The sequence below is a fragment of the Nocardia sp. CDC153 genome, assembly GCF_035818515.1.
Taxonomy (GTDB): Bacteria; Actinomycetota; Actinomycetes; order Mycobacteriales; family Mycobacteriaceae; genus Nocardia.
Genome location: NZ_JAYKYU010000002.1, coordinates 484,083 through 503,411, shown reverse-complemented (window position 1 = coordinate 503,411; position 19,329 = coordinate 484,083). Strand labels below are relative to the sequence as shown.

The following is a 19,329-nucleotide window of genomic DNA, read 5'->3' as shown; positions in this document are numbered from 1 at the left end:
CGAACGCGCCTGCGGCACCGGTCAGTCCGTCAGCAACCCCTCGTGGACGGCAATGCGCTCGATGTCGGCCGGGGTGCCGCCCATGATGGCGCGCACGTGTTCGGTCACCAATTCGACCGGCCAGTTCCACCACGCGGCGCGCAACAATCGGGCGACGTCCTCGTCGGAGTAGCGCTGTTTCACCACGGTCGCCGGGTTGCCGCCGACGATCGTGTACGGCGGGACGTCGGCGGTCACCACCGCGCCCGTGGCGATGATCGCGCCGTCGCCGATGCTCACGCCCGGCATGATGAGCGTGTTGTAGCCGAACCACACATCGTTGCCGACCACGGTGTTGCCCTTGGACGGGATCGAGGTGATGATGTCCAGGGTCTGCTCGGCCCAGGTGCCGCCGAAGATCGTGAACGGGAACGTCGACACGCCCGAGGTGGCGTGGTTCGCGCCCGCCATGATGAAGCGGGTGCCGGTGGCAATGGCGCAGTATTTGCCGATGATCAGCTTCTCGGGCCCGAAGGCGTAGAGCACATTGTTGGTCTCGAAGTCCGTCGCGGCGACCGGGTCGTCGAAGTAGCTGTAGTCACCGACCTCGATATTCGGCGAGGTGACGTGCGGTTTCAGGAAGACGGTCCGGTGTGCGTGCGGCAGCGGGAAGCGCTGGGATGGGTCCGGGATCACAGTCACCCCGGGGATGGTAGCTATCGCCCGGTGGTGGGTGGAAACTCCCTGGACGCGGACCGGTAGGCTTGAACGTTGTGCAGACCCACGAGATTCGACGGCGCTTCCTGGAGCATTTCGTAAAGGCCGGACATACCGAGGTGCCGAGCGCCTCACTGATCCTGGCCGACCCCAACCTGCTGTTCGTGAACGCGGGCATGGTCCAGTTCGTGCCGTATTTCCTCGGTCAGCAGACCCCGCCCTTCTCCACCGCGACCAGCGTGCAGAAGTGCGTGCGCACCGGCGATATCGAGAATGTCGGCGTCACTACTCGCCACAACACCTTCTTCCAGATGGCGGGCAACTTCTCCTTCGGCGACTACTTCAAGCGCGGGGCCATGGAACTGGCCTGGTCGCTGCTGACGAAGAGCGTCGAGGACGGCGGCTACGGCTTCGACCCCGAAAAGCTGTGGGTCACCGTCTATCTCGACGACGACGAGGCCGAGCAGATCTGGCGTGAACTGGGCGTGCCGGACTCCCGCATCCAGCGCCGCGGCATGGCCGACAACTACTGGTCCATGGGCATCCCCGGCCCGTGCGGCCCGTGCTCGGAGATCTACTTCGACCGCGGCCCCGAATACGGCAAGGAAGGCGGCCCGGAGGCCGACGAGGACCGCTACCTCGAAATCTGGAACCTCGTGTTCATGCAGAACGAGCGCGGTGCCGGTCGCGGCAAGGACGACTTCGAGATCCTGGGCCCGCTGCCCAAGAAGAACATCGACACCGGCATGGGCATCGAGCGCGTCGCGTTCCTGCTGCAGGGCGTCGACAATGTCTACGAGACCGACCTGCTGCGCCCGATCATCAACAAGGCCGAGGAGCTGACCGGCCGCTCCTACGGCGTCGAGCACGCCGACGATGTGCGCTTCCGCGTCATCGCCGACCACGCCCGCACCGCCGCCATGCTCATCGGCGACGGCGTGAACCCCGGCAATGACGGCCGCGGCTACGTGCTGCGCCGCCTGCTGCGCCGCATCGTGCGCTCGGCCCGGCTGCTGGGCGCGGAGAAGCCGGTGATGGGCGAGTTCATCAAGGTCGTGTCCGACCTCATGGCCCCCTCCTACCCGGAGCTGGCCACCGACTTCAAGCGCATCGAAACCGTCGCCGTTGGTGAGGAAGCCGCGTTCCTCAAGACCCTGTCCACCGGCACCAAGCTCTTCGACGAGACCGTCGACGAAGTGAAGGCCAAGGGCAGCACCAAGATCAGCGGCACCGACGCGTTCACCCTGCACGACACCTACGGCTTCCCGATCGACCTGACCCTGGAGATGGCCGCCGAGGCCGGACTGCAGGTCGACGAGGACGGCTTCCGCTCGCTCATGGCCGAGCAGCGCAAGCGCGCCAAGGAAGACGCGTTGTCGCGCAAGCACGCCCACGCCGACCTGACGGTCTACAAGGAGTTCGTGGACCGCGGTCAGACCGAGTTCACCGGCTTCGACGAACTGTCCACCGAGGCCACGGTGCTGGCGCTGATCAAGGACGGTGTGCGGGTGCCGGTCGCCGAGGCCGGGCAGGACGTGGAGGTCATTCTCGACCGCTCGCCGCTGTATGCCGAGTCCGGCGGCCAGATCGCCGACCGCGGTTCGCTCATCGCCTCCAACGGTCTGAAAGTCACCGTCAACGACGTGCAGAAGATCGCCAAGAAGGTGTGGGTGCACAAGTCCACCGTCGAGGCCGGTCAGCTCACCGAGGGCGACACCGTGCTGGCCCAGGTCGATCCGGCCTGGCGCAAGGGCGCGACCCAGGGCCACTCGGGCACCCACATGGTGCACGCCGCGCTGCGACAGGTGTTGGGCCCCAACGCCGTTCAGGCCGGTTCGCTCAACAAGCCGGGCTACCTGCGCTTCGACTTCAACTGGCAGGGCGCGCTGAGCGAGCAGCAGAAGGCCGATATCGAGGCGGTGTCCAATGACGCCGTGGGCAGCGACTTTCGGGTCAACACCTTCATCACCGATCTGCCCTCGGCCAAGAAGATGGGCGCGATGGCCCTGTTCGGCGAGAACTACGGCGACGAGGTGCGCGTCGTGGAGATCGGTGGACCGTTCTCCATGGAGCTCTGCGGCGGCACCCACGTGCAGTCCTCGGCGCAGATCGGGCCGATCACCGTGCTCGGTGAGTCCTCGGTCGGTTCCGGCATCCGCCGCGTGGAAGCCTTTGTGGGCCTGGACTCCTACAAGTACCTGGCCAAGGAGCGCGCGCTGCTGGCCGGTGTCGCCTCCGCACTGAAGGTGCCCTCCGACGAGGTGCCGGGTCGCGTCGAGCAGCTCGTCGAGCGGTTGAAGGTCGCCGAGAAGGAACTCGAGCGCACCAAGATGGCGGCCGTGCTCTCGAGCGCGGGGACCTTCGTCGAGCAGGCCCAGCGGGTCGGCAAGGTGCTGCTGGTGGCCGCCGCCGCGCCCGAGGGCGTGGGCGCGGGCGATCTGCGCACCCTGGTGCAGGACATCAAGGGCCGCTTCGGTTCCGAGCCCGCCATTGTGGTGCTGCTCGGCAATGCCGACGGCAAGGTGCCGTTCGTAGCCGCGGTTACCAAGGCCGCCCAGGATCTCGGCATCAAGGCCGGGGATCTGGTGTCGGCGTTCGGTCCCTCGATCGCGGGCCGCGGTGGCGGCAAGCCGGAGATGGCCCAGGGCGCGGGTTCCGACCCGTCCGGCATCGAGGCGGGTCTGGCAGCGCTGCGCGCGCGGGTCGCCGAGCTCGCCGGGTAAATGGACGACTCGGATACATCCGACACACCCGGTCCCGGCAGCGGGACCGGGTTCACCCCCGACGCATCTGAGCCAGCGGCGGATTCGCGGCATTCCTCCGGGTTTGCTCGCACCCCGACCGAGGCTTCGGGCGTATCCGCCGACGGGCGCGGTTTCGCGTCCGAACGGCCCAGTGTCGAGCGCGATCCGGGTCGGGGTCGACGCCTGGGCATCGATGTGGGTTCGGTCCGGATCGGTGTCGCCAGTAGCGATCCCGACGGCCTGCTGGCCACGCCGGTCGAGACCGTGGCGCGCGCCAAGAAGGTCCCGCCCGGCACGCTGGCGTCCGATCTATCCAGGATTGCCGAGATTGTGCGGGAATATGAGGCCGTGGAAGTTATCGTCGGCCTGCCGCGCACATTGCGCGGGGAGAGCGGCTCTTCGGCTAAGCTGGCGGCCACCTTCGCGGGGCGTTTGCGGACTCTCATCGCGCCGGTGCCGGTGCGACTTTCCGACGAACGTTTGACTACGGTGTCTGCTGCACGTGCGTTGCGAGACAGTGGAGTTCGCGCACGCGGGCAGCGGCAGGTCATCGATCAAGCCGCCGCCGTGTCGATCCTGCAAGGCTGGTTGGACGAACGGAGTGCCCTTTTGAAGTCGCGCGGTGATGGCGCATGACCGACCGCTGGACGCGGGCCGAGGAACGCTACCGGCAGAACGCCGAACGGCGTTACCGCCGCGACGATCTGGAATGGTCCGAGGCCGACGACTACGAGGACGACACCACCGTCATCCCGCGCTACGAGGATGAGCGCTACGACGACGACCAGTACGAGGGCGACGAGTACGACGACGAGCCCCCGCTGGCTCCCGAACCGCCGCGCCGCGCCGCGCCACAGCGGGCCGACCGGGTGGGTCGCCGCGGCGCCGATCGCCGTGGCGCCGAACGCACCCCGCGCGCGGGCGCGCGTGCCGCCGGCGGCCGGGGTCAGCGGCCCAAGCGTTCCCGCATGGCCTCGCGCAAGGCGGCCGAGCGCAAGCGGCGGCGGCGCAATCTGTTCGTCATCGCGGGCGTGTTCGCCGTATTGTTCGTCGGCGCAGTCGGATTCGCGGGCTGGAAGTTCATCGGCAAGCTGAACGGTCCGGCCGACTTCTCCGGACCGCAGGGTCCGCTGGTGGTCATTCAGATCAAGTCCGGCGACACCGCCACCCAGATCGCGCAGACCATGGCCGACAAGGGCGTGGTCGCCAGCAGCGGCGCGTTCTACGAAGCGGCCGTGCGCAATACGAACATGAGCTCGATTCAGCCCGGGTATTACGCCGTGCCCAGCCACAGCAAGGGCGCCGAGGCGGTGACCGCGCTGTTCGGCAAGGACGCCCGGGTCGGCAATGTGGTCATCTCCGAGGGCCGCCAGCTGCACGACTCCAGCGACGTGTCCACCGGCGCGCGCAAGGATGGTATCTACCGCAAGATCGCCGAGGCCAGCTGTGTGGGCACCGGCCCCTCGGCCAAATGCGTGACCTACGAACAGCTCGACCAGGCCGGAGCCGGTGACCCGGTCGCGCTCGGCGTCCCGACCTGGGCGCTGGAACGGGTGAAGACGGCACCGGACCGGAACCGGCAGCTCGAGGGCCTGATTGCCGGTGGCACCCTGGATTTCGATCCGACCGCCAGCCCGCAGGACATTCTCAAGCAGCTGGTCACGATGAGCGCGCAGAGCTACGAGGCGAGCGGGCTGCTGCAGTCCGGTGCGGCGAACGGCCTGACGCCCTATGACACGCTGATCTCCGCCTCGCTGGTGGAACGGGAAGCGCTGCCGCAGGACATGTCGAAGGTCGCGCGGGTCATCGTGAACCGCCTGGCCGCCCAGCAGCCGTTGCAGTTCGACTCCACGGTCAACTACAACCTGGCCCAGACCGAGGTCGCCACCACCGACGCCGACCGGGCCAAGAAGACCCCGTGGAACACCTACGCCATGCCCGGCCTGCCCGCGACGCCGATCTCCGCGCCATCGCTGGATGCCATGCGAGCCATGGAGAATCCCGCGCCCGGACCGTGGCTGTACTTCGTGACCGTGGACAAGCAGGGCACCACGTTGTTCACCGACGACTACAAAGAGCACCTGCGCAATATCGAAAAGGCCAGGCAGAGTGGGATCCTCGACAGTGGACGGTAGGCGTAGGGCGGCGGTGCTGGGCAGCCCGATCGCGCATTCGCGTTCGCCGCAACTGCATCTGGCCGCCTATCGGGCGCTGGGTCTGGACTGGACCTACGAGCGCATCGAATGCACCGGCGAACAGCTGCCGGGACTGGTGGACGGGCTCGGGCCGGAATGGGTCGGGCTGTCGGTGACCATGCCGGGCAAGGTCGCCGCGCTGGCCTACGCCGACGAGCGGACCGATCGGGCCGAACTGGTCGGATCGGCGAATACGTTGGTGCGCACCGCGACCGGATGGCGTGCGGACTGCACCGATGTGGACGGCGTGCGCGGCGCGCTCGAAGGCGCGGGCGTGAAGGCGATCGAGCGGGCCGTCGTGCTGGGGGCGGGCGGCACTGCCCGCCCGGCACTGTTGGCGCTCGCCGATCTGGGCGCGCACACGGTCACCATCGTCGCCCGGGATCGGGGACGGGCCGCGGACACCCTGGAATTGGCCGAGCAACTGGGCATGTCGGCCGAGGTGCTCGGATTCGATCCCGAGGGCCTGCTGTTCGTGTGCTCCGATGTCGACGCCGTTGTCAGCACGGTGCCCGCCGAAGCCGCTGCGGCCGTGGCGGATTCGATCGCGGCGGCACCCGTCGTGCTGGACGCCATCTACAACCCGTGGCCGACCCCGCTGGCGGAAGCGGTTGCGCGCGCGGGCAATACCGTCGTGAGCGGTCTCGACATGCTGCTGAACCAGGCCTACGGTCAGGTCGAGCAGTTCACGGGCAAGCCCGCCCCGCGCGCGGAAATGGCCGCGGCACTACAGGACTGACCCCGGCGCCTCCGGCTCGAAGTACTGCCGGAAGGTGAAAGCGTAAGGCGTGGGCCCATTCTCGCGCAGATAGTCCAGGCGCTTCATGGCGTCGTGCAGATCCGGTGTGGTGCCCTCGGGCACCCACCACAGCACCGTGATCGCCTCGCGCATCGGGAGGAAGAACTCCCGGCGGCGGCGCACGTAGTCCATGTGGCCGCTGCGATACACGTAGTCGAACAACGCATCCCGGGATTCCCAGACGCTCATGTTCACGAGCATGTCCGGATCGGTCTCGTACGGGCGCAGGGTGGTGGCGTTGTTGGATTCGCCGTCGACCATGCGCCAGACGAAGCCGGGGGAGGCCTCGGCCAGGGCATTGATCTCGTCGAGGGCGGCGTAGAAGTCGGCGACGCGCGGATCGCCTTCGGGGGCGACGAGTCGCCCGACATTGAGCTGTGCGAGATGCATGGGACCGACTATAACTAGTCTGTGTTGATTTTAGAAAAGCTTACGCAGCATCGGCCGGGTGCCGGATCCATCCGCGCGGTCCAACCGGCCTCGGCGGCCGGACCCGCGAGCAGCGCCAGATTCATGCCGCAGACCAGGGGCGGGAAGTCCAGCGCGAGTCGGTGGAAAGGGCAATTGCGCAGCCGGATCACCTCGCCGTCGCGGTAGGGCTCGTACCCGCGCTCGGCCAGGGCGTCGAACAGATCGCGGCGATCGAGGCTGGGTCCGTGCGTGGCGGCGACCCGCTCGATGGCCTCCTCGAAGCCCTCGTGCTCGACGACCTCGGCGAGAACCGTTGCGACCGTGCGATAGTCGCGGGCCGGGAGGGTGACGGCGAATTCGGCGTCGGCGCGTCGATAGAACTTGGCCGGTCGTCCCGAACCCGGCCCGGTGCGTCCCTCGGGCCGTCGGAAGACCGCGTCCAGGAGTCCGGCCTCGGTGAGCTTGTCCAGGTGAAAGGCCGCCAACTGCCGTTTGATCTCGACCGCCTCGGCCGCTTCGTCCCGGCTCACGTCGTGGTCGGCCGCCGCGACGTAGTCGTAGAGTCGCTTGCGGACCGGGTCCTGGAGCAGGGCGACGGCTTCGATACTCACCACGCATTTCTAGCAGCGTGTCGGGGTCGGGCGTGCCGCGCCGCCCCGCTCCCGCTATGGTTCTGAAACAAGTTTCAATTCATTGGGTTCGGCTGGGCGGCCGCGCAGGTTAAGGTGATCGACATGAATGCGTGGGTGTTGCGCGCCGTGGGCTTGGGGGCGCTGACCGTTGTGTTGGAGACCCTGCTCGGCTTCGGCATGATGACCTGGCCGACCGCGGGCGTGTGGATGCGAATCCTGTGCCTGATCGTGCTGGTGGGCGCGGTGCTGGCCTGGGGATTCCTGGACGGCCGCGCCGACCGGCGGGCCCATCCCGATCCCGAGCACGGGTCCGATCTGACCATGCGCTGGCTGAAGGCCGCGATCGCCGGGGGTCTCGGCGCGGGGCTCGTGTCCTGGATTCTGGACTACATCCCGAAGTTCGATCTCGGCGATCAGGGCCTGTTCTTCAACATCACCTCCGGTGCGGCCTGGATCATCCTGCTCATCTTCATTCCCAGCATGCTGGGCGTGGCCGTCGGCCGCTGGCTGACCGGCCGCGAGAAGAACGGCGCACCGGCCGCCCCGTCCAACCCACAGCCCGCGAACGCCTGACGCCCACCGTCGGAGATCTCACCCCGCGCCGCATCGCCTGCGGCGCGGGGTTTTTCGTGGTGCGCAGGCTCAATCCCGTGGGGATCGCTCGATTTCGTCGGCCCAGGCGGTGAGTCCGGCGAGAAAGCCGTCGCGTTGCTCGGGGGTCAGGCGCGTCATGGCGCGCAGCAGCACATCGCTGCGCCGGTCGAGGAATTCGCCGAATTCGGCGTGGCGCTCGGGCGGGACCGACAGCAGCGTGCGGCGGTGATCGGCCGGATCGCTCTCGCGCCGTAGCCATCCCGCGCGGGTGAGCTCGCCGCTGAGCTGGCTGGTATTGGTCAGGCTCAGGCTCAATTGCCGGGCCACCTCGGAAACGCTCACCGGTCCGGACGACCACACGAACGACAACACCGCGCCGTGTCGCGCGCCCAGCCCCGCGGTCTCGAACGCCTGTCGCATACCGGCGGGCATATCGCGGCGGGCGCGGCGCAGGTAGGCGGAGATCAACGGCACCACGACCGTCAGACGATCCCGCAGCTCCTTGTCGACCGGATGTGCTCGCGCCACTACTTCTCTCCCATTCGTGCTTGACAGCTCTCAGCATACAAGTTCAGACTTCTGAACTATTCAAATGTCTGAAGTATTGAGGATGTCGATGAGAACTCCGACGTGGCAGGGCGTGCTGCGCGCCGTCACCACCCTGGTCACCCTCGACGCGTTCGCGCAGGCGATGTTCGCCGGGCGGTTCATGGCCGGGAGCTATGACGCACTGGACGCGCACGCCGCGAACGCGGCGGTGTTGTTCGCTGGAATCGTGGTCATGACAGGGTGTTTCGCGGGGGCCTGGCGGTTCGCGGGCGCGTCCGGGTGGCAGGCGGGCGTCGGGCTGGCGCTGATAGTGACGGCGGGCGTTCAGATCGCGCTCGGGTACCGCATGGTGTTGGCGGTACACATTCCGCTCGGGGTGCTGCTGGTGGCCGGGCTGCTGACCCTGACGGTTCGGGCGTGGAGTCCGGTGGCGGCCGTGGAGGCGGGCCGGTGAGCGCGGGCGATTCGGGAAAGTCGTTGCCTCCGAGGCTGTCTCGGCGCACCCTGTTCCGGGCGGCGGCCGCGCTCGGGGTCGCGGGTGCGGCGGGAGCGTGGCAGCTGTCGGTCGATTCGCCCGCCGATCGAGTTCATCTGACCAGCCGCGCGCGGCTGCCCGAACCGTTCACGCTGCCGCTGACCGTGCCGCCCGTGCTCGCGCCCGAGCGGCGCGATGACACGACCGACTACTACCGTATTGTGCAGCGGGCCGCGAATGTCACTGTGCTGCCTGGATATTCGACCCCGATCTGGGGATACAACGGGATCTTCCCCGGTCCGACCATCGTGTCGAATCGGGCGCGGCGCACGGTGGTCACGCATCGCAACGAATTGCCGGTGCCGGTGGTCGTGCATCTGCACGGCGGGCATGTTCCGGAGGAATCGGACGGGTATCCGACGGATCTGCTGTACCCGGTGGGCGGCTCGCACGAGGAGATGGCGGACATGATGGGCGGTCCGGATCCCTCCGCGCACACCATGTTCGGGGAACGCGATTACACCTATCCGGACGGTCAGCCCGCCGCCGCGCTCTGGTATCACGATCACCGGATGGATTTCACCGGGCCCGCGGTATGGCGTGGGCTGGCGGGCTTCCACCTCGTGGTCGACGACGCCGAGCGGCGGCTGGGATTGCCCGGCGGTGCCCGCGATCTCCCACTCATGCTGGCGGACAGGGCTTTCGACGAGGACGGTGCGTTCACTTACCCGGCCATTGATCCGACAATGACGCACACGCCCGGCGTGACCGGGAAATTCGGGCGCGGCGTGCTCGGTGACGTGGTGCTGGTGAACGGGGTGCCCTGGCCCGCGCATCGCGTCGACACGGCGCGGTATCGGCTGCGGCTGCTCAACGGATCCAATGCCCGCGTGTACCGGCTGCGCTTCGATCGACGCGGCGGCTCACTGCCGATCGTGCAGATCGGCTCCGACGGCGGATTGCTGGCGCGCCCACGGGAATTGACGGAGCTGACCATCGCGCCGGGGGAGCGCTACGACGTGGTCGTGGACTTCTCCGACTGCGCGGTCGGCGACCAGGTCACCGTCTACAACGACCTCGGGGCCGGAACCACCACCCGCGTGCTGCGATTCGATATCGCCGAGCGGGTGCGTGACACCGCGGTCGTGCCCGACCGACTCACCGACTTCGAGACCCTCGACCGCCGCACCGCGGTCGCGACCCGCCGGTTCGCCTTCCGGCAAGGTAAGGCGGGCGGCATGCGCGGGTGGGTGATCAACGGCCGGGCCTATGATCCGCGGACGCCGATCGCCCGCCCGACCCTCGGTCAAGTCGAGGTCTGGCAGCTCTCCACCGACCTCGACCACCCGATCCACCTGCACCTCAATCAATTTCAGGTGCTCACCCGCGACGGCCGGGCACCCCGCGCCGCCGACGGCGGCTGGAAGGACACCCTCTATCTGCCCGCGACCGGCATGGCCGAGATCGCGGTCCGATTCACCGACTACGCGGGTCGTTTCGTCCTGCACTGCCACAACCTCGAACACGAGGACATGGCCATGATGGCGACCTTCGGCACCGTGGCCGGGATCGCCACCTGACTACAGCAGGATCGCGCCGCCGCTCGGGCCGTCCTCGCGGGCGATGGCCGAGTAGGCGGCGGCCAGCAGGCTCGGATCCGGGCCCTCCAGGCGGCCCGGCTTGGCCAGACCGTCGAGCACCACGAAACGCAGGACGCCCGAACGGGTCTTCTTGTCCGTCTGCATCGCGTCCATCAGCTGCGGCAGCGCTTCGGCGTCGTAGGTGGTGGGCAGGCCGATGCTCTCCAGAATGGTGCGGTGGCGTTCGGCGGTGGCGTCGTCGAGACGGCCCGCCAGCCGGCCCAATTCGGCGGCGAAGACCAGGCCGACCGAGACGGCCGCGCCGTGCCGCCAGCGGTAGCGCTCACGGCGCTCGATGGCGTGGCCCAAAGTGTGGCCGTAGTTGAGGATTTCGCGCAGATCCGATTCCTTGAGGTCGGCGGCGACCACATCGGCCTTGACCTGGATGGCGCGGCGGATCAGCTCCGGCAGCACCTCGCCGGTCGGGTCGAGGGCGGCCTGCGGGTCGCGCTCCACCAGTTCCAGAATGACCGGGTCGGCGATGAAACCGGCCTTGATGATCTCGGCCATGCCCGCCACGATCTCATTGCGCGGCACGGTTTCCAGGGTGGCCAGATCCACCATGACCGCGGCGGGCTCGTGGAAGGAGCCGACCAGGTTCTTGCCCGCCTCGGTATTGATGCCGGTCTTGCCGCCCACCGCGGCATCGACCATGGCCAGCAGCGTGGTCGGCACGTGCACGATGTCGACGCCGCGCATCCAGGTGGCGGCCACGAACCCGGCCAGATCGGTCGCCGCGCCGCCGCCGAGGCTGATGATCACATCCTTGCGGGTCAGCCCGATCCGGCCCAGCACCTCCCAGCAGAACCCCGCGACCTGCAGATCCTTACCGGCCTCCGCATCCGGAATCTCCACCCGGTGCGCGTCGATCCCCTTGTCGACCAACGCCTTCCGCACCACCTCGGCCGTCTCGGCCAGCGGCGGCTGATAGAAGATCGCCACCGTCCGCACACCCGACCGACCGGTCACCTCATCGACAAGATCCCCCAGCAGCCCCCGCCCGATGATCACCGGGTACGGGTTGGCGGTACGAACCTCGATGCGAGTCGGCTCGCTCATGCTTGCTGCTCCGATTCTGCTTGTGCGGATTGATCTGCGCCTTGTTCGGCTCGCGCGCGAGCGCGGGCCCGGCGCGCGCGGGCCCGACGGGAACGGCCGCTACCTGGCGGTGCGACCGTGCCGGGTGCGCGGGCGGAATCCCGTTGGTCGCCGGGGGCGGTGGTGGGTTGCCCGTCGGGACGGGCGGCCGGGGTGGATTGTGATGAATCCGGGGACGCCGCAGCGGGATTCGCGGGGGCACCGGCCGCGCGGGAGGCGCGACGGCGGCGGCCCGAGCGCGGGGTCGCGGTAAATCTGTTGTCCGCCGCTGCGCCGGACGCCGACGAACCCGGTTGAGTCGCGGTCGGGTTCGGTGCGGCGGCATCCGTGGTGGAGATGCCCGTGGCAGTCGTCGCGGCGGTGCTCGAATCGGCCGAGCGGCGGCCGCGGCGGCGGGAACGGCGGTTGCGCCGGGCGCGTTTCACGCTCTCGGCCCCGTCGGCCTCTTGCGAGGTCGGTGAATGGCCATTGCGCGAGGCGGTCGGATCCGACTCGGCGGCGGTCGTATTTGTGGCGGGCTGGTTCTCGCCGCGGCCTCGTCCGCCGCGGCGGCGTTTGCGGCGGGCGCGGGCGCTACTGCTGCTGATGCCGGGTTCGACGGTGTCGGTGGTCGAATCCTCCGGGCGCGGGCGGGGTTCCAGGCCGAGTTTGGCCAGGATCATGCGGACCACGCGGCCGGGGCTGCGGCCGTCGGTGCGGACGCGGACCGTCGCCACCTCCCGGTAGAGGGGGCGACGGACCTTCATCAGCTCGCGGTACTTCTTGGCGGGGTCGTCACCATTGAGCAGCGGGCGATTGGTGCTGGCACCGGTGCGCCGAAGTCCCTCGCCCACACTGATTTCCAGGTAGACGACGGTGCGGTCGCGCAGCAGGGCGCGGGTGGCGGCCGACAGCACCGAGCCGCCGCCGAGGGAGACCACGCCGTGCCCGGCGAGCACGGCATCGCGGACGACCTCTTCCTCCATGCGGCGGAATTCCGGCTCGCCGTCCGCGGCGAAGATCTCCGGAATCGTGCGCCCGGCGCGCTCCTCGATGCCGGCGTCGGTGTCGTAGAGGTCCACGCCGAGTTCACGGGCCAGCTTGCGGCCGATGGTCGACTTGCCCGCGCCGGGCGGGCCGACCAGCACGATATTCGGTGCGGGCCGGTCGTTCTCGTCGGTGTGCTCGGTGGTCACTGGGTGTGCTCGGTGGTCACTGCCCGGCGTTGCCCGGGATGTGCGGGCGAGCGTTGATCCGCTTCAGGTAGGCGTTGATGTTGTCGACGGTCTCGGGCAGCGAATCGCCACCGAACTTCTCCAGCACGGCCTGGGCCACGACGAGTGCGACCATGGCCTCGGCGACCACACCGGCGGCGGGGACCGCGCACACGTCCGAGCGCTGGTGAATGGCCACGGCCTCGTCACCGGAGGACATGTCGACCGTCGAAAGCGCCCGCGGCACGGTCGAAATCGGCTTCATGGCCGCGCGCACGCGCAGCGCCTCGCCATTGGTCATGCCGCCCTCGAGACCACCGGCGCGGTTGGTCGAGCGCAGCACGCCGTCCGGACCGGGCTTCATCTCGTCGTGCGCCTGGCTGCCGCGGCGGCGGGCGGTCTCGAAACCGTCGCCGACCTCGACGCCCTTGATGGCCTGAATGCCCATGAGCGCGGCCGCGAGTCGCGAATCCAGGCGCGCCTCACCGGAGGTGAACGAGCCCAGGCCCACGGGTAGGCCCTCGACCACGACCTCGACCACACCGCCGAGGGTGTCGCCGTCCTTCTTGGCGGCCTCGATCTCGGCGATCATGGCCGCTTCGGCATCCTTGTCGAACGCGCGCACCGGGGATTCGTCGATGGCGTCCAGATCCGCGGCGGTCGGCACCACACCGGTGGTGTTGGCGGCGGTGCCGATGGACACCACGTGCGAGAGCACCTCGACACCCAGCGCCTGACGCAGGAAGTTCTTGGCGACCGTTCCCGCGGCGACGCGTGCCGCGGTCTCGCGGGCGCTGGCTCGCTCCAAAACCGGCCGGGCGTCGTCGAATCCGTACTTGAGCATGCCCGAGTAGTCGGCGTGGCCGGGCCGCGGACGGGTCAGCGGGGCATTGCGGGCCAGCTCCGCCAGCTCGGCCTCGTCGACCGGGTCGGCGGACATGACCTGGGTCCACTTGGGCCACTCGGAGTTCGCGACCTCGATGGCGACCGGCCCGCCCATGGTGCGGCCGTGGCGCACACCGCCGACCAGGGTCACCACATCGGCCTCGAACTTCATGCGCGCGCCTCGGCCGTACCCGAGTCGACGCCGGGCCAGCTGCGCGCCGACCTCGGCGGAGGTCACCTCGACACCGGCCACCATCCCCTCGAGGATGGTGACGAGAGCAGGACCATGGGATTCTCCGGCAGTTATCCAGCGCAACACGGGTTACATCTTTCCATGACAGAACGGGTGCTCGAACACACGGCCCACGCATACCCCGATGTCAGCGCGTAGCCACCACCGCGATCACAGCCCAGCCACCACCGCGATCACACTCGCCACACCCATCGAAGCGCCATGCGCCAGGCCCGCCATCCCACCCACCGACCCGGCCATTCTTCCGCCCGACCCGGCCCACGACATCGCGGGATGTGTGATCGCATACGAGCGGGGTGAACGAGGCATCACGAATCTGGATGAGGCCGAGTGGCCGCGGCGAGGCTCGGCCTCACCGTGCTCGATCGGGAAATCGTGCCACTGCTGCGCCAGGTGCTGGCCGATCCCTGCGGCGGCGGTGAGCATCGGTGCGGTGAGTGCGGCCCACGCCCAGGCCTGGGGTCCGGCCAGCGCTGTCACGGCCCCTAGACCGAGGGCCAGTTTCACGTCGCCCGCGCCCAGCGCGCGGCGATCGCACAGGTGCACCACCAGATACGGGAGCGCGAGCAGCGATGCGCCGAGGAGCGCGAGAGTCGGCTTGCCCACAGCGAATCCGTAGCCGAGGGCGACCGCGGCACCGGGCAGGGTGAGGGCGTTGGGCAGGCGTCGGCAGCGCAGATCGGCGGTGCTCAATGCCAGGCACCAGATTGTGAATACGAGCGTGGCCAGCGGGTCCATATATCGAGGTTCTCGCGGTCGGCGGGCCCATGGGGCGACCGATCGCAGAATGTGGATACCTTCCTCGGTTGTGGACAGCCGGGTTTCCCTATCCGGCCCTTTCACGTGTTGCGTGTCGGTGTTGCGGCGTGTCGGCGGTAGCTTTGACCCATGTCTGCCGATCACGATCAGATCCAGCGACCCAACTACGCGCTCCGCCGGGCGAACCTGCGGAATCTGCTCGTGGAGAACCGCATCGACGCCCTGTTGGTGACGGATCTGATCAATATCCGGTACCTGACCGGGTTCACCGGTTCCAATGCCGCACTGCTGGTCTACGCCTGGGACTCGACCGAGGACCGCACCATCATCTGCACCGACGGCCGCTACCTCACCCAGGTCGGGGTGCAGGTGCCGGACCTGCGGGCCGAGATCAACCGGGCCAGCGCCCGCCGCGTCATCGAGATCGCGGGGGAGTGGCAGACCGGCCGGGTCGGTTTCGAGAGCCACATTATGACGGTCGAACAGCATCGCAGCCTGTCCGCACTGGCCACCGGCCTGGATCTGGTCGCGGTCGCGGGCCTGGTCGAGCAGCTGCGCATGGTCAAGGACGCCTACGAGGTCGACCGCCTGGCCGCCGCCTGCGCGGCCGCCGACGCCGCCCTGGCCACCCTGCTCGAGCGCGGCGGCATCCGCCCGGGCCGCACCGAACGCCAGGTGGCCCGCGAGCTCGAGTGGCTCATGTTCGAACACGGCGCGGAGGCCATCTCCTTCGAGACCATCGTGGCCACCGGCGCGAATTCGGCTGTCCCGCATCACCGTCCGACCGAGGCGGTGCTGGCCACCGGCGATTTCGTGAAGCTCGACTTCGGCGCGGTGGTCGGCGGCTACCACTCCGATATGACCCGCACCCTGGTCCTGGGCGAGCCGTCGGTCTGGCAGCGGGACGTCTACGACCTGGTCCACGCCGCGCAGAAGGCGGGCTGCGAGGCCCTGGCCCCCGGCGTCTCGACCAAGGCGGTGGACGCGGCCTCGCGCTCGGTGATCGAGGCGGCCGGGCACGGTGAGCTGTTCGTGCACGGCCTCGGACACGGCGTCGGCCTGCAGATCCATGAAGCGCCCGGAATCGCCAAAACGGGCACGGGTACACTACTCGATGGCGTGGCGGTGACCGTCGAGCCAGGTGTGTACTTCCCCGGCCGCGGTGGCGTTCGGATCGAGGACACGCTTGTGGTTCGCAAGGGGGGCCCGGAACTGCTCACCCGCACCAGCAAAGACCTGACCGTCGTCGACTGACGCGCGGTTGTATAACGACTAGTAGGAGATCCGAGGACAGTGGCGGACACCAGCGACTTCAAGAACGGCCTCGTGCTGAAGATCGACAATCAGCTGCAGCAGATCGTCGAGTTCCAGCACGTGAAGCCGGGTAAGGGTCCCGCCTTCGTGCGCACCAAGCTGAAGAACGTGGTCTCGGGCAAGGTCGTCGACAAGACCTTCAACGCCGGCGTCAAGGTGGAGACCGCGACCGTCGACCGCCGCGACATGACCTACCTCTACCACGACGGTGAGGACTACATCTTCATGGACGGCGAGACCTACGACCAGGTCCACCTGTCCGAGCAGCTGCTGGGCCGCAACGCGGGCTTCCTGCTGGAGAACATGGCCGTCCAGATCGCCATGCACGAGGGTGAGGCGCTGTTCGTCGAGCTCCCCGTCGCCATCGACGTCGTGGTCACCCACACCGAGCCGGGTCTGCAGGGCGACCGCTCCTCGGCCGGCACCAAGCCCGCCACCGTGGAGACCGGCGCCGAGGTGCAGGTGCCGCTGTTCATCAACCAGGGTGACAAGCTGCGCATCGACACTCGCGACGGCAGCTACATCAGCCGCGTCAACTCCTGACGCGACGGATAATGTCTTCCGTGGCCGATCAGTCGGACAAGAAGTCGTTCAAGAAGCTCGGCGCACGGCACAAGGCGCGCCGCCGCGCGGTGGATCTGCTCTTCGAGGCGGAAGCTCGCGATATCGATCCCGCGGACCTGCTCTCCGAGCGGGTCTCGCTGTCGGTGCGTGAGGAGTCGATCGCGCCGATCAACCCCTACACCCGCGTGCTGGTCGAAGGCGTCGCCGACGATCTGGACCGGGTGGACGGCACCATCGAGTCGTACCTGTCGCAGGATTGGACGCTGCCGCGGCTGCCCGCCGTGGACCGCGCCATTCTGCGGGTCGCGGTGTGGGAGTTGTTCCACGCCAATGACGTTCCGCCGGTGGTGGCCGTGGACGAGGCGGTGGAGCTGGCCAAGGAGCTGTCCACCGACGACTCGCCGTCGTTCATCAATGGCGTGCTCGGTCAGGTCGTCCAGGTGGCTCCGCAGGTGCGGGCCGCCGCCGCGGCGACCCGGGCGGTCGTGCCGCCCGCCGACGCCGAGTAATCCACGCCGAGTAGGCAATTCGAAGGAGAAGCGCAGGGTGCGCAAGTATCTCGTGATGGCCATGCGCACCCCGCGCTTCGACGATTCCGTCATCGTTCCGCACAAGGAATGGCTGGCGGACGTCCGTGAGCGCGGACAGCTGGTCGAATCGGGCAAGTTCACCGACAGCAGCGGCGGCGCGTACGTGATCACCGCCGAAAACCTGGCCGCGGCAACGGAACTGATTCACACCGATCCGATTCACCTCACGGGCGCTTCGGAACTCACCATCTACGAATGGGAGATCACGGGCTGAACCGGTGTATCACGCCTGGGCCGGTTCCAGAACGATCGTGCCCTTGGCGGCCCGCCGGGCCAGCAATTCGTGTGCGTAGGCTGCCTTTTCGAGCGGCAGGACCCGATCCACCAGCGGCGTGATCGAACCTGTCGCGGCCCGCTCCAGGGCAGCTGCCCGCTTTTCGGCGACTCCGGCCAGCCAAGCGGGTCCGGAGCAACCGATGAACGTGAGACCCCGCATGATCAGGTCCATGGTGCTGACCTGCGCGGGCGCGCCGGAGAGGAAGCCGTAGCCGAGCATCCGGCCGCGCAGCGGTGTCATGAGATCCAATAGTGCCAGGGCGGATTCGCCGCCGATGGAATCGAAGACCACGTCCAGCGTTGCGCCGCCGAGGGTTTCGCGCAGCCGCTGCGGCCAGTCCGGATCGAGGTGGTCGATGACCGCATCGGCGCCGAATCCGCGTGCCTGCTCGGCCTTTTCGGGTCCACCCGCGGTGGCGATCACCCGGGCGGCCCCGTATTCCTTCGCCAGCTGGGTCAGATACGCGCCGACTCCCGTGGCGGCCGCCTCGATCAGGACCGTCTCGGTCCCGGTGAGTTTCGCCGTCTCCAGCAGTGGAATGGCCACCGAGGCGCTCATGCCGACCGCCGCCGCGTCCACCGACGACAGCCTGTCCGGAATCGCCACCGCGAGTTCGGCCGGGACCGCGACTCGTTCGGCATAGGTGCCGAAGCTGTTGCTCCTTATCAGAACCCGGCGTCCGATCAGGCCCGCGTTCACGCCCTCGCCGACCTCGGTCACGACCCCCGCCGCCTGCGTCCCGAACACCAGTGGAAACTCCACCGGCAACGGAAACGCCCCGGACCGCAACATCGTCTCGGGGTACAACACTGGAATCGCCTCATTGCGCACCACCACCTGCCCGGCCTCCGGCCGTGGGTCGGGCACCTCACTCGGCACCAGCGCTTCGGGCCCACCGGTCGTGGTCAATAGGATTGCTTGCATCGGAAACCTCATAAGTTGACTGACGGTCAAGTTTGCCCTGCCGAACATATTGACCGTCGGTCAAGTTGTCAACGAGAGTGGTGATATGGCCCCGCCCAAGGAACGCGCCGACGCTGTCCGCAACCGCCAGGCAATCCTCGAGGCGGCGCGCAAGCTGTTCGCCGAGGAAGGCGCCGAGGCGGCGACGATGGACCGCATCGCCGCGGTCGCGGGGGTCGCCAAGGGAACCCTGTTCCATCGCTTCGGAAATCGAGCCGGGCTGCTCTATGCACTTATCGCCGAGGGCGCGACCGGCTTGATGGAGGCCGTGCAATCGGGTCCACCACCGTTGGGGCCCGGCGCTCCGGCAGGGGAGCGCCTGGTCGCCTACTTCGACGCCATGACCTGCCTGATCGCCGACGACATCGAATTGAACGTCGCCTACCAGGCGTTACCCCCGCACCCCCGCCGCGAGGAATTCCACCGCTTCTGGGCGACCCACATCAGCACCCTGCTCCGCGAAGTCCGCCCTGACCTCGACGCCGAGGTGGTCGGCGGCCTACTTCTGGCCCCTCTGGGCGGCGAGCTGGTGCCGCATCTGGTCCGAGCCGGTCAAAAGGAGCGTCTCCGCGAATCCGTCCGCCAACTGGTCCAGTCCGTCATCAACCAACCGAGTTGAGCCGCACGTCTCACCTCCGGACCAGCTTGTCCGTGCGGTCGAGAATGGTTGCGGCGCAGCGCGGTCGGTAGATTCGGCG

Annotated in this window: 19 protein-coding genes and 2 pseudogenes; 12 read left to right on the top strand and 9 right to left on the bottom strand. The window is 68.4% G+C overall.

Annotated features, from left to right (window positions below):
- Positions 1 to 21 precede the first annotated feature (21 nt).
- Positions 22 to 681, bottom strand: coding sequence for a CatB-related O-acetyltransferase (locus VMT65_RS10595; RefSeq protein ID WP_326307900.1), 660 nt, complete (start codon positions 679 to 681; stop codon positions 22 to 24).
- Between the two features lie 71 nt (positions 682 to 752).
- On the opposite strand from VMT65_RS10595, the gene alaS reads away from it, so the two are divergent.
- The 4 genes and pseudogenes from alaS to VMT65_RS10575 all read left to right on the top strand — a co-directional run bounded on the left by alaS (position 753) and on the right by VMT65_RS10575 (position 6,374).
- Complete coding sequence (gene alaS, locus VMT65_RS10590) at positions 753 to 3,419, top strand: alanine--tRNA ligase (protein WP_326307899.1); 2,667 nt, start codon at positions 753 to 755, stop codon at positions 3,417 to 3,419.
- A 162-nt stretch (positions 3,420 to 3,581) separates the two neighbouring features.
- A pseudogene (gene ruvX / locus VMT65_RS10585) lies at positions 3,582 to 4,076 on the top strand (Holliday junction resolvase RuvX); the annotation flags it as partial.
- Positions 4,073 to 5,575, top strand: a complete 1,503-nt coding sequence (locus VMT65_RS10580) for an endolytic transglycosylase MltG (RefSeq protein WP_326307898.1) — start codon at positions 4,073 to 4,075, stop codon at positions 5,573 to 5,575. The pseudogene ruvX and the gene VMT65_RS10580, both read left to right, overlap by 4 nt.
- Entirely contained in the window at positions 5,550 to 6,374 is an 825-nt protein-coding gene (locus VMT65_RS10575) for a shikimate dehydrogenase (RefSeq protein WP_442790214.1), read from the top strand. The genes VMT65_RS10580 and VMT65_RS10575 overlap by 26 nt, the downstream gene beginning before the upstream one ends.
- Here VMT65_RS10575 and VMT65_RS10570 read toward each other — a convergent pair.
- Positions 6,363 to 6,824 (bottom strand): DUF3291 domain-containing protein, encoded by a 462-nt coding sequence (locus tag VMT65_RS10570; protein ID WP_326307896.1) that lies wholly within the window; start codon positions 6,822 to 6,824, stop codon positions 6,363 to 6,365. The genes VMT65_RS10575 and VMT65_RS10570 overlap by 12 nt on opposite strands.
- 14 nt (positions 6,825 to 6,838) lie before the next feature.
- Positions 6,839 to 7,456, bottom strand: a complete 618-nt coding sequence (locus tag VMT65_RS10565; RefSeq protein ID WP_326307895.1) for a helix-turn-helix transcriptional regulator — start codon at positions 7,454 to 7,456, stop codon at positions 6,839 to 6,841.
- Between the two features lie 123 nt (positions 7,457 to 7,579).
- Between VMT65_RS10565 and VMT65_RS10560 the strand changes: the two genes are divergently transcribed.
- Complete coding sequence (locus tag VMT65_RS10560; protein ID WP_326307894.1) at positions 7,580 to 8,050, top strand: B-4DMT family transporter; 471 nt, start codon at positions 7,580 to 7,582, stop codon at positions 8,048 to 8,050.
- 69 nt (positions 8,051 to 8,119) lie between these two features.
- Here VMT65_RS10560 and VMT65_RS10555 read toward each other — a convergent pair whose 3' ends face one another.
- Positions 8,120 to 8,599 carry a MarR family winged helix-turn-helix transcriptional regulator gene (locus VMT65_RS10555; RefSeq protein ID WP_326307893.1) on the bottom strand — a complete coding sequence of 160 codons (480 nt, stop codon included), beginning with the start codon at positions 8,597 to 8,599 and terminating at the stop codon, positions 8,120 to 8,122.
- A gap of 88 nt (positions 8,600 to 8,687) precedes the next feature.
- On the opposite strand from VMT65_RS10555, the gene VMT65_RS10550 reads away from it, so the two are divergent.
- On the top strand, positions 8,688 to 9,074 hold the full coding sequence (locus tag VMT65_RS10550; protein WP_326307892.1) for a hypothetical protein: 387 nt from the start codon (positions 8,688 to 8,690) through the stop codon (positions 9,072 to 9,074).
- A 23-nt stretch (positions 9,075 to 9,097) separates the two neighbouring features.
- Entirely contained in the window at positions 9,098 to 10,675 is a 1,578-nt protein-coding gene (locus tag VMT65_RS10545) for a multicopper oxidase family protein (protein ID WP_326307891.1), read from the top strand.
- Here VMT65_RS10545 and aroB read toward each other — a convergent pair whose 3' ends face one another.
- The 4 genes and pseudogenes from aroB to VMT65_RS10525 all read right to left on the bottom strand — a co-directional run bounded on the left by aroB (position 10,676) and on the right by VMT65_RS10525 (position 14,902).
- The gene (gene aroB, locus VMT65_RS10540) at positions 10,676 to 11,794 is read right to left on the bottom strand and encodes a 3-dehydroquinate synthase (RefSeq protein ID WP_326307890.1); all 1,119 of its coding nucleotides are present in this window, start codon (positions 11,792 to 11,794) and stop codon (positions 10,676 to 10,678) included.
- 683 nt (positions 11,795 to 12,477) lie between these two features.
- Positions 12,478 to 13,008: pseudogene (locus VMT65_RS10535) on the bottom strand (shikimate kinase); the annotation flags it as partial.
- Positions 13,009 to 13,024: 16 nt separating this feature from the next.
- Positions 13,025 to 14,230: a chorismate synthase gene (gene aroC, locus VMT65_RS10530; protein ID WP_326307889.1), complete on the bottom strand. Its 1,206-nt coding sequence runs from the start codon at positions 14,228 to 14,230 to the stop codon at positions 13,025 to 13,027.
- Positions 14,231 to 14,314: 84 nt separating this feature from the next.
- The gene (locus VMT65_RS10525) at positions 14,315 to 14,902 is read right to left on the bottom strand and encodes an A24 family peptidase (RefSeq protein ID WP_326307888.1); all 588 of its coding nucleotides are present in this window, start codon (positions 14,900 to 14,902) and stop codon (positions 14,315 to 14,317) included.
- Between the two features lie 150 nt (positions 14,903 to 15,052).
- On the opposite strand from VMT65_RS10525, the gene VMT65_RS10520 reads away from it, so the two are divergent.
- The 4 genes from VMT65_RS10520 to VMT65_RS10505 are packed head-to-tail and all read left to right on the top strand — an operon-like array spanning position 15,053 to position 17,605.
- Positions 15,053 to 16,177, top strand: coding sequence for a M24 family metallopeptidase (locus VMT65_RS10520; protein WP_326307887.1), 1,125 nt, complete (start codon positions 15,053 to 15,055; stop codon positions 16,175 to 16,177).
- A gap of 39 nt (positions 16,178 to 16,216) precedes the next feature.
- Positions 16,217 to 16,780 carry an elongation factor P gene (gene efp / locus VMT65_RS10515; protein ID WP_326307886.1) on the top strand — a complete coding sequence of 188 codons (564 nt, stop codon included), beginning with the start codon at positions 16,217 to 16,219 and terminating at the stop codon, positions 16,778 to 16,780.
- Between the two features lie 20 nt (positions 16,781 to 16,800).
- On the top strand, positions 16,801 to 17,310 hold the full coding sequence (nusB, locus tag VMT65_RS10510; RefSeq protein ID WP_326307885.1) for a transcription antitermination factor NusB: 510 nt from the start codon (positions 16,801 to 16,803) through the stop codon (positions 17,308 to 17,310).
- Positions 17,311 to 17,347: 37 nt separating this feature from the next.
- The gene (locus VMT65_RS10505) at positions 17,348 to 17,605 is read left to right on the top strand and encodes a YciI family protein (protein WP_326307884.1); all 258 of its coding nucleotides are present in this window, start codon (positions 17,348 to 17,350) and stop codon (positions 17,603 to 17,605) included.
- A 9-nt stretch (positions 17,606 to 17,614) separates the two neighbouring features.
- On the opposite strand, the gene VMT65_RS10500 is transcribed toward VMT65_RS10505, so the two are convergent.
- Entirely contained in the window at positions 17,615 to 18,592 is a 978-nt protein-coding gene (locus tag VMT65_RS10500) for a quinone oxidoreductase family protein (protein WP_326307883.1), read from the bottom strand.
- A gap of 85 nt (positions 18,593 to 18,677) precedes the next feature.
- Here VMT65_RS10500 and VMT65_RS10495 point away from each other — a divergent pair, with 85 nt between their 5' ends.
- Entirely contained in the window at positions 18,678 to 19,250 is a 573-nt protein-coding gene (locus VMT65_RS10495) for a TetR/AcrR family transcriptional regulator (protein ID WP_326307882.1), read from the top strand.
- Positions 19,251 to 19,329 lie beyond the last annotated feature (79 nt).

What these genes read in the sequence shown, in the direction of transcription:
- VMT65_RS10560 (WP_326307894.1), top strand. Translation starts at nt 7,580, where the DNA reads ATGAATGCGTGGGTGTTGCGCGCCGTGGGCTTGGGGGCGCTGACCGTT.
- VMT65_RS10580 (WP_326307898.1), top strand. Translation starts at nt 4,073, where the DNA reads ATGACCGACCGCTGGACGCGGGCCGAGGAACGCTACCGGCAGAACGCC.
- VMT65_RS10525 (WP_326307888.1), bottom strand. Translation starts at nt 14,902, where the DNA reads ATGGACCCGCTGGCCACGCTCGTATTCACAATCTGGTGCCTGGCATTG.
- VMT65_RS10570 (WP_326307896.1), bottom strand. Translation starts at nt 6,824, where the DNA reads ATGCATCTCGCACAGCTCAATGTCGGGCGACTCGTCGCCCCCGAAGGC.
- aroB (WP_326307890.1), bottom strand. Translation starts at nt 11,794, where the DNA reads ATGAGCGAGCCGACTCGCATCGAGGTTCGTACCGCCAACCCGTACCCG.
- VMT65_RS10500 (WP_326307883.1), bottom strand. Translation starts at nt 18,592, where the DNA reads ATGCAAGCAATCCTATTGACCACGACCGGTGGGCCCGAAGCGCTGGTG.
- VMT65_RS10520 (WP_326307887.1), top strand. Translation starts at nt 15,053, where the DNA reads ATGTCTGCCGATCACGATCAGATCCAGCGACCCAACTACGCGCTCCGC.
- VMT65_RS10550 (WP_326307892.1), top strand. Translation starts at nt 8,688, where the DNA reads ATGAGAACTCCGACGTGGCAGGGCGTGCTGCGCGCCGTCACCACCCTG.
- VMT65_RS10495 (WP_326307882.1), top strand. Translation starts at nt 18,678, where the DNA reads ATGGCCCCGCCCAAGGAACGCGCCGACGCTGTCCGCAACCGCCAGGCA.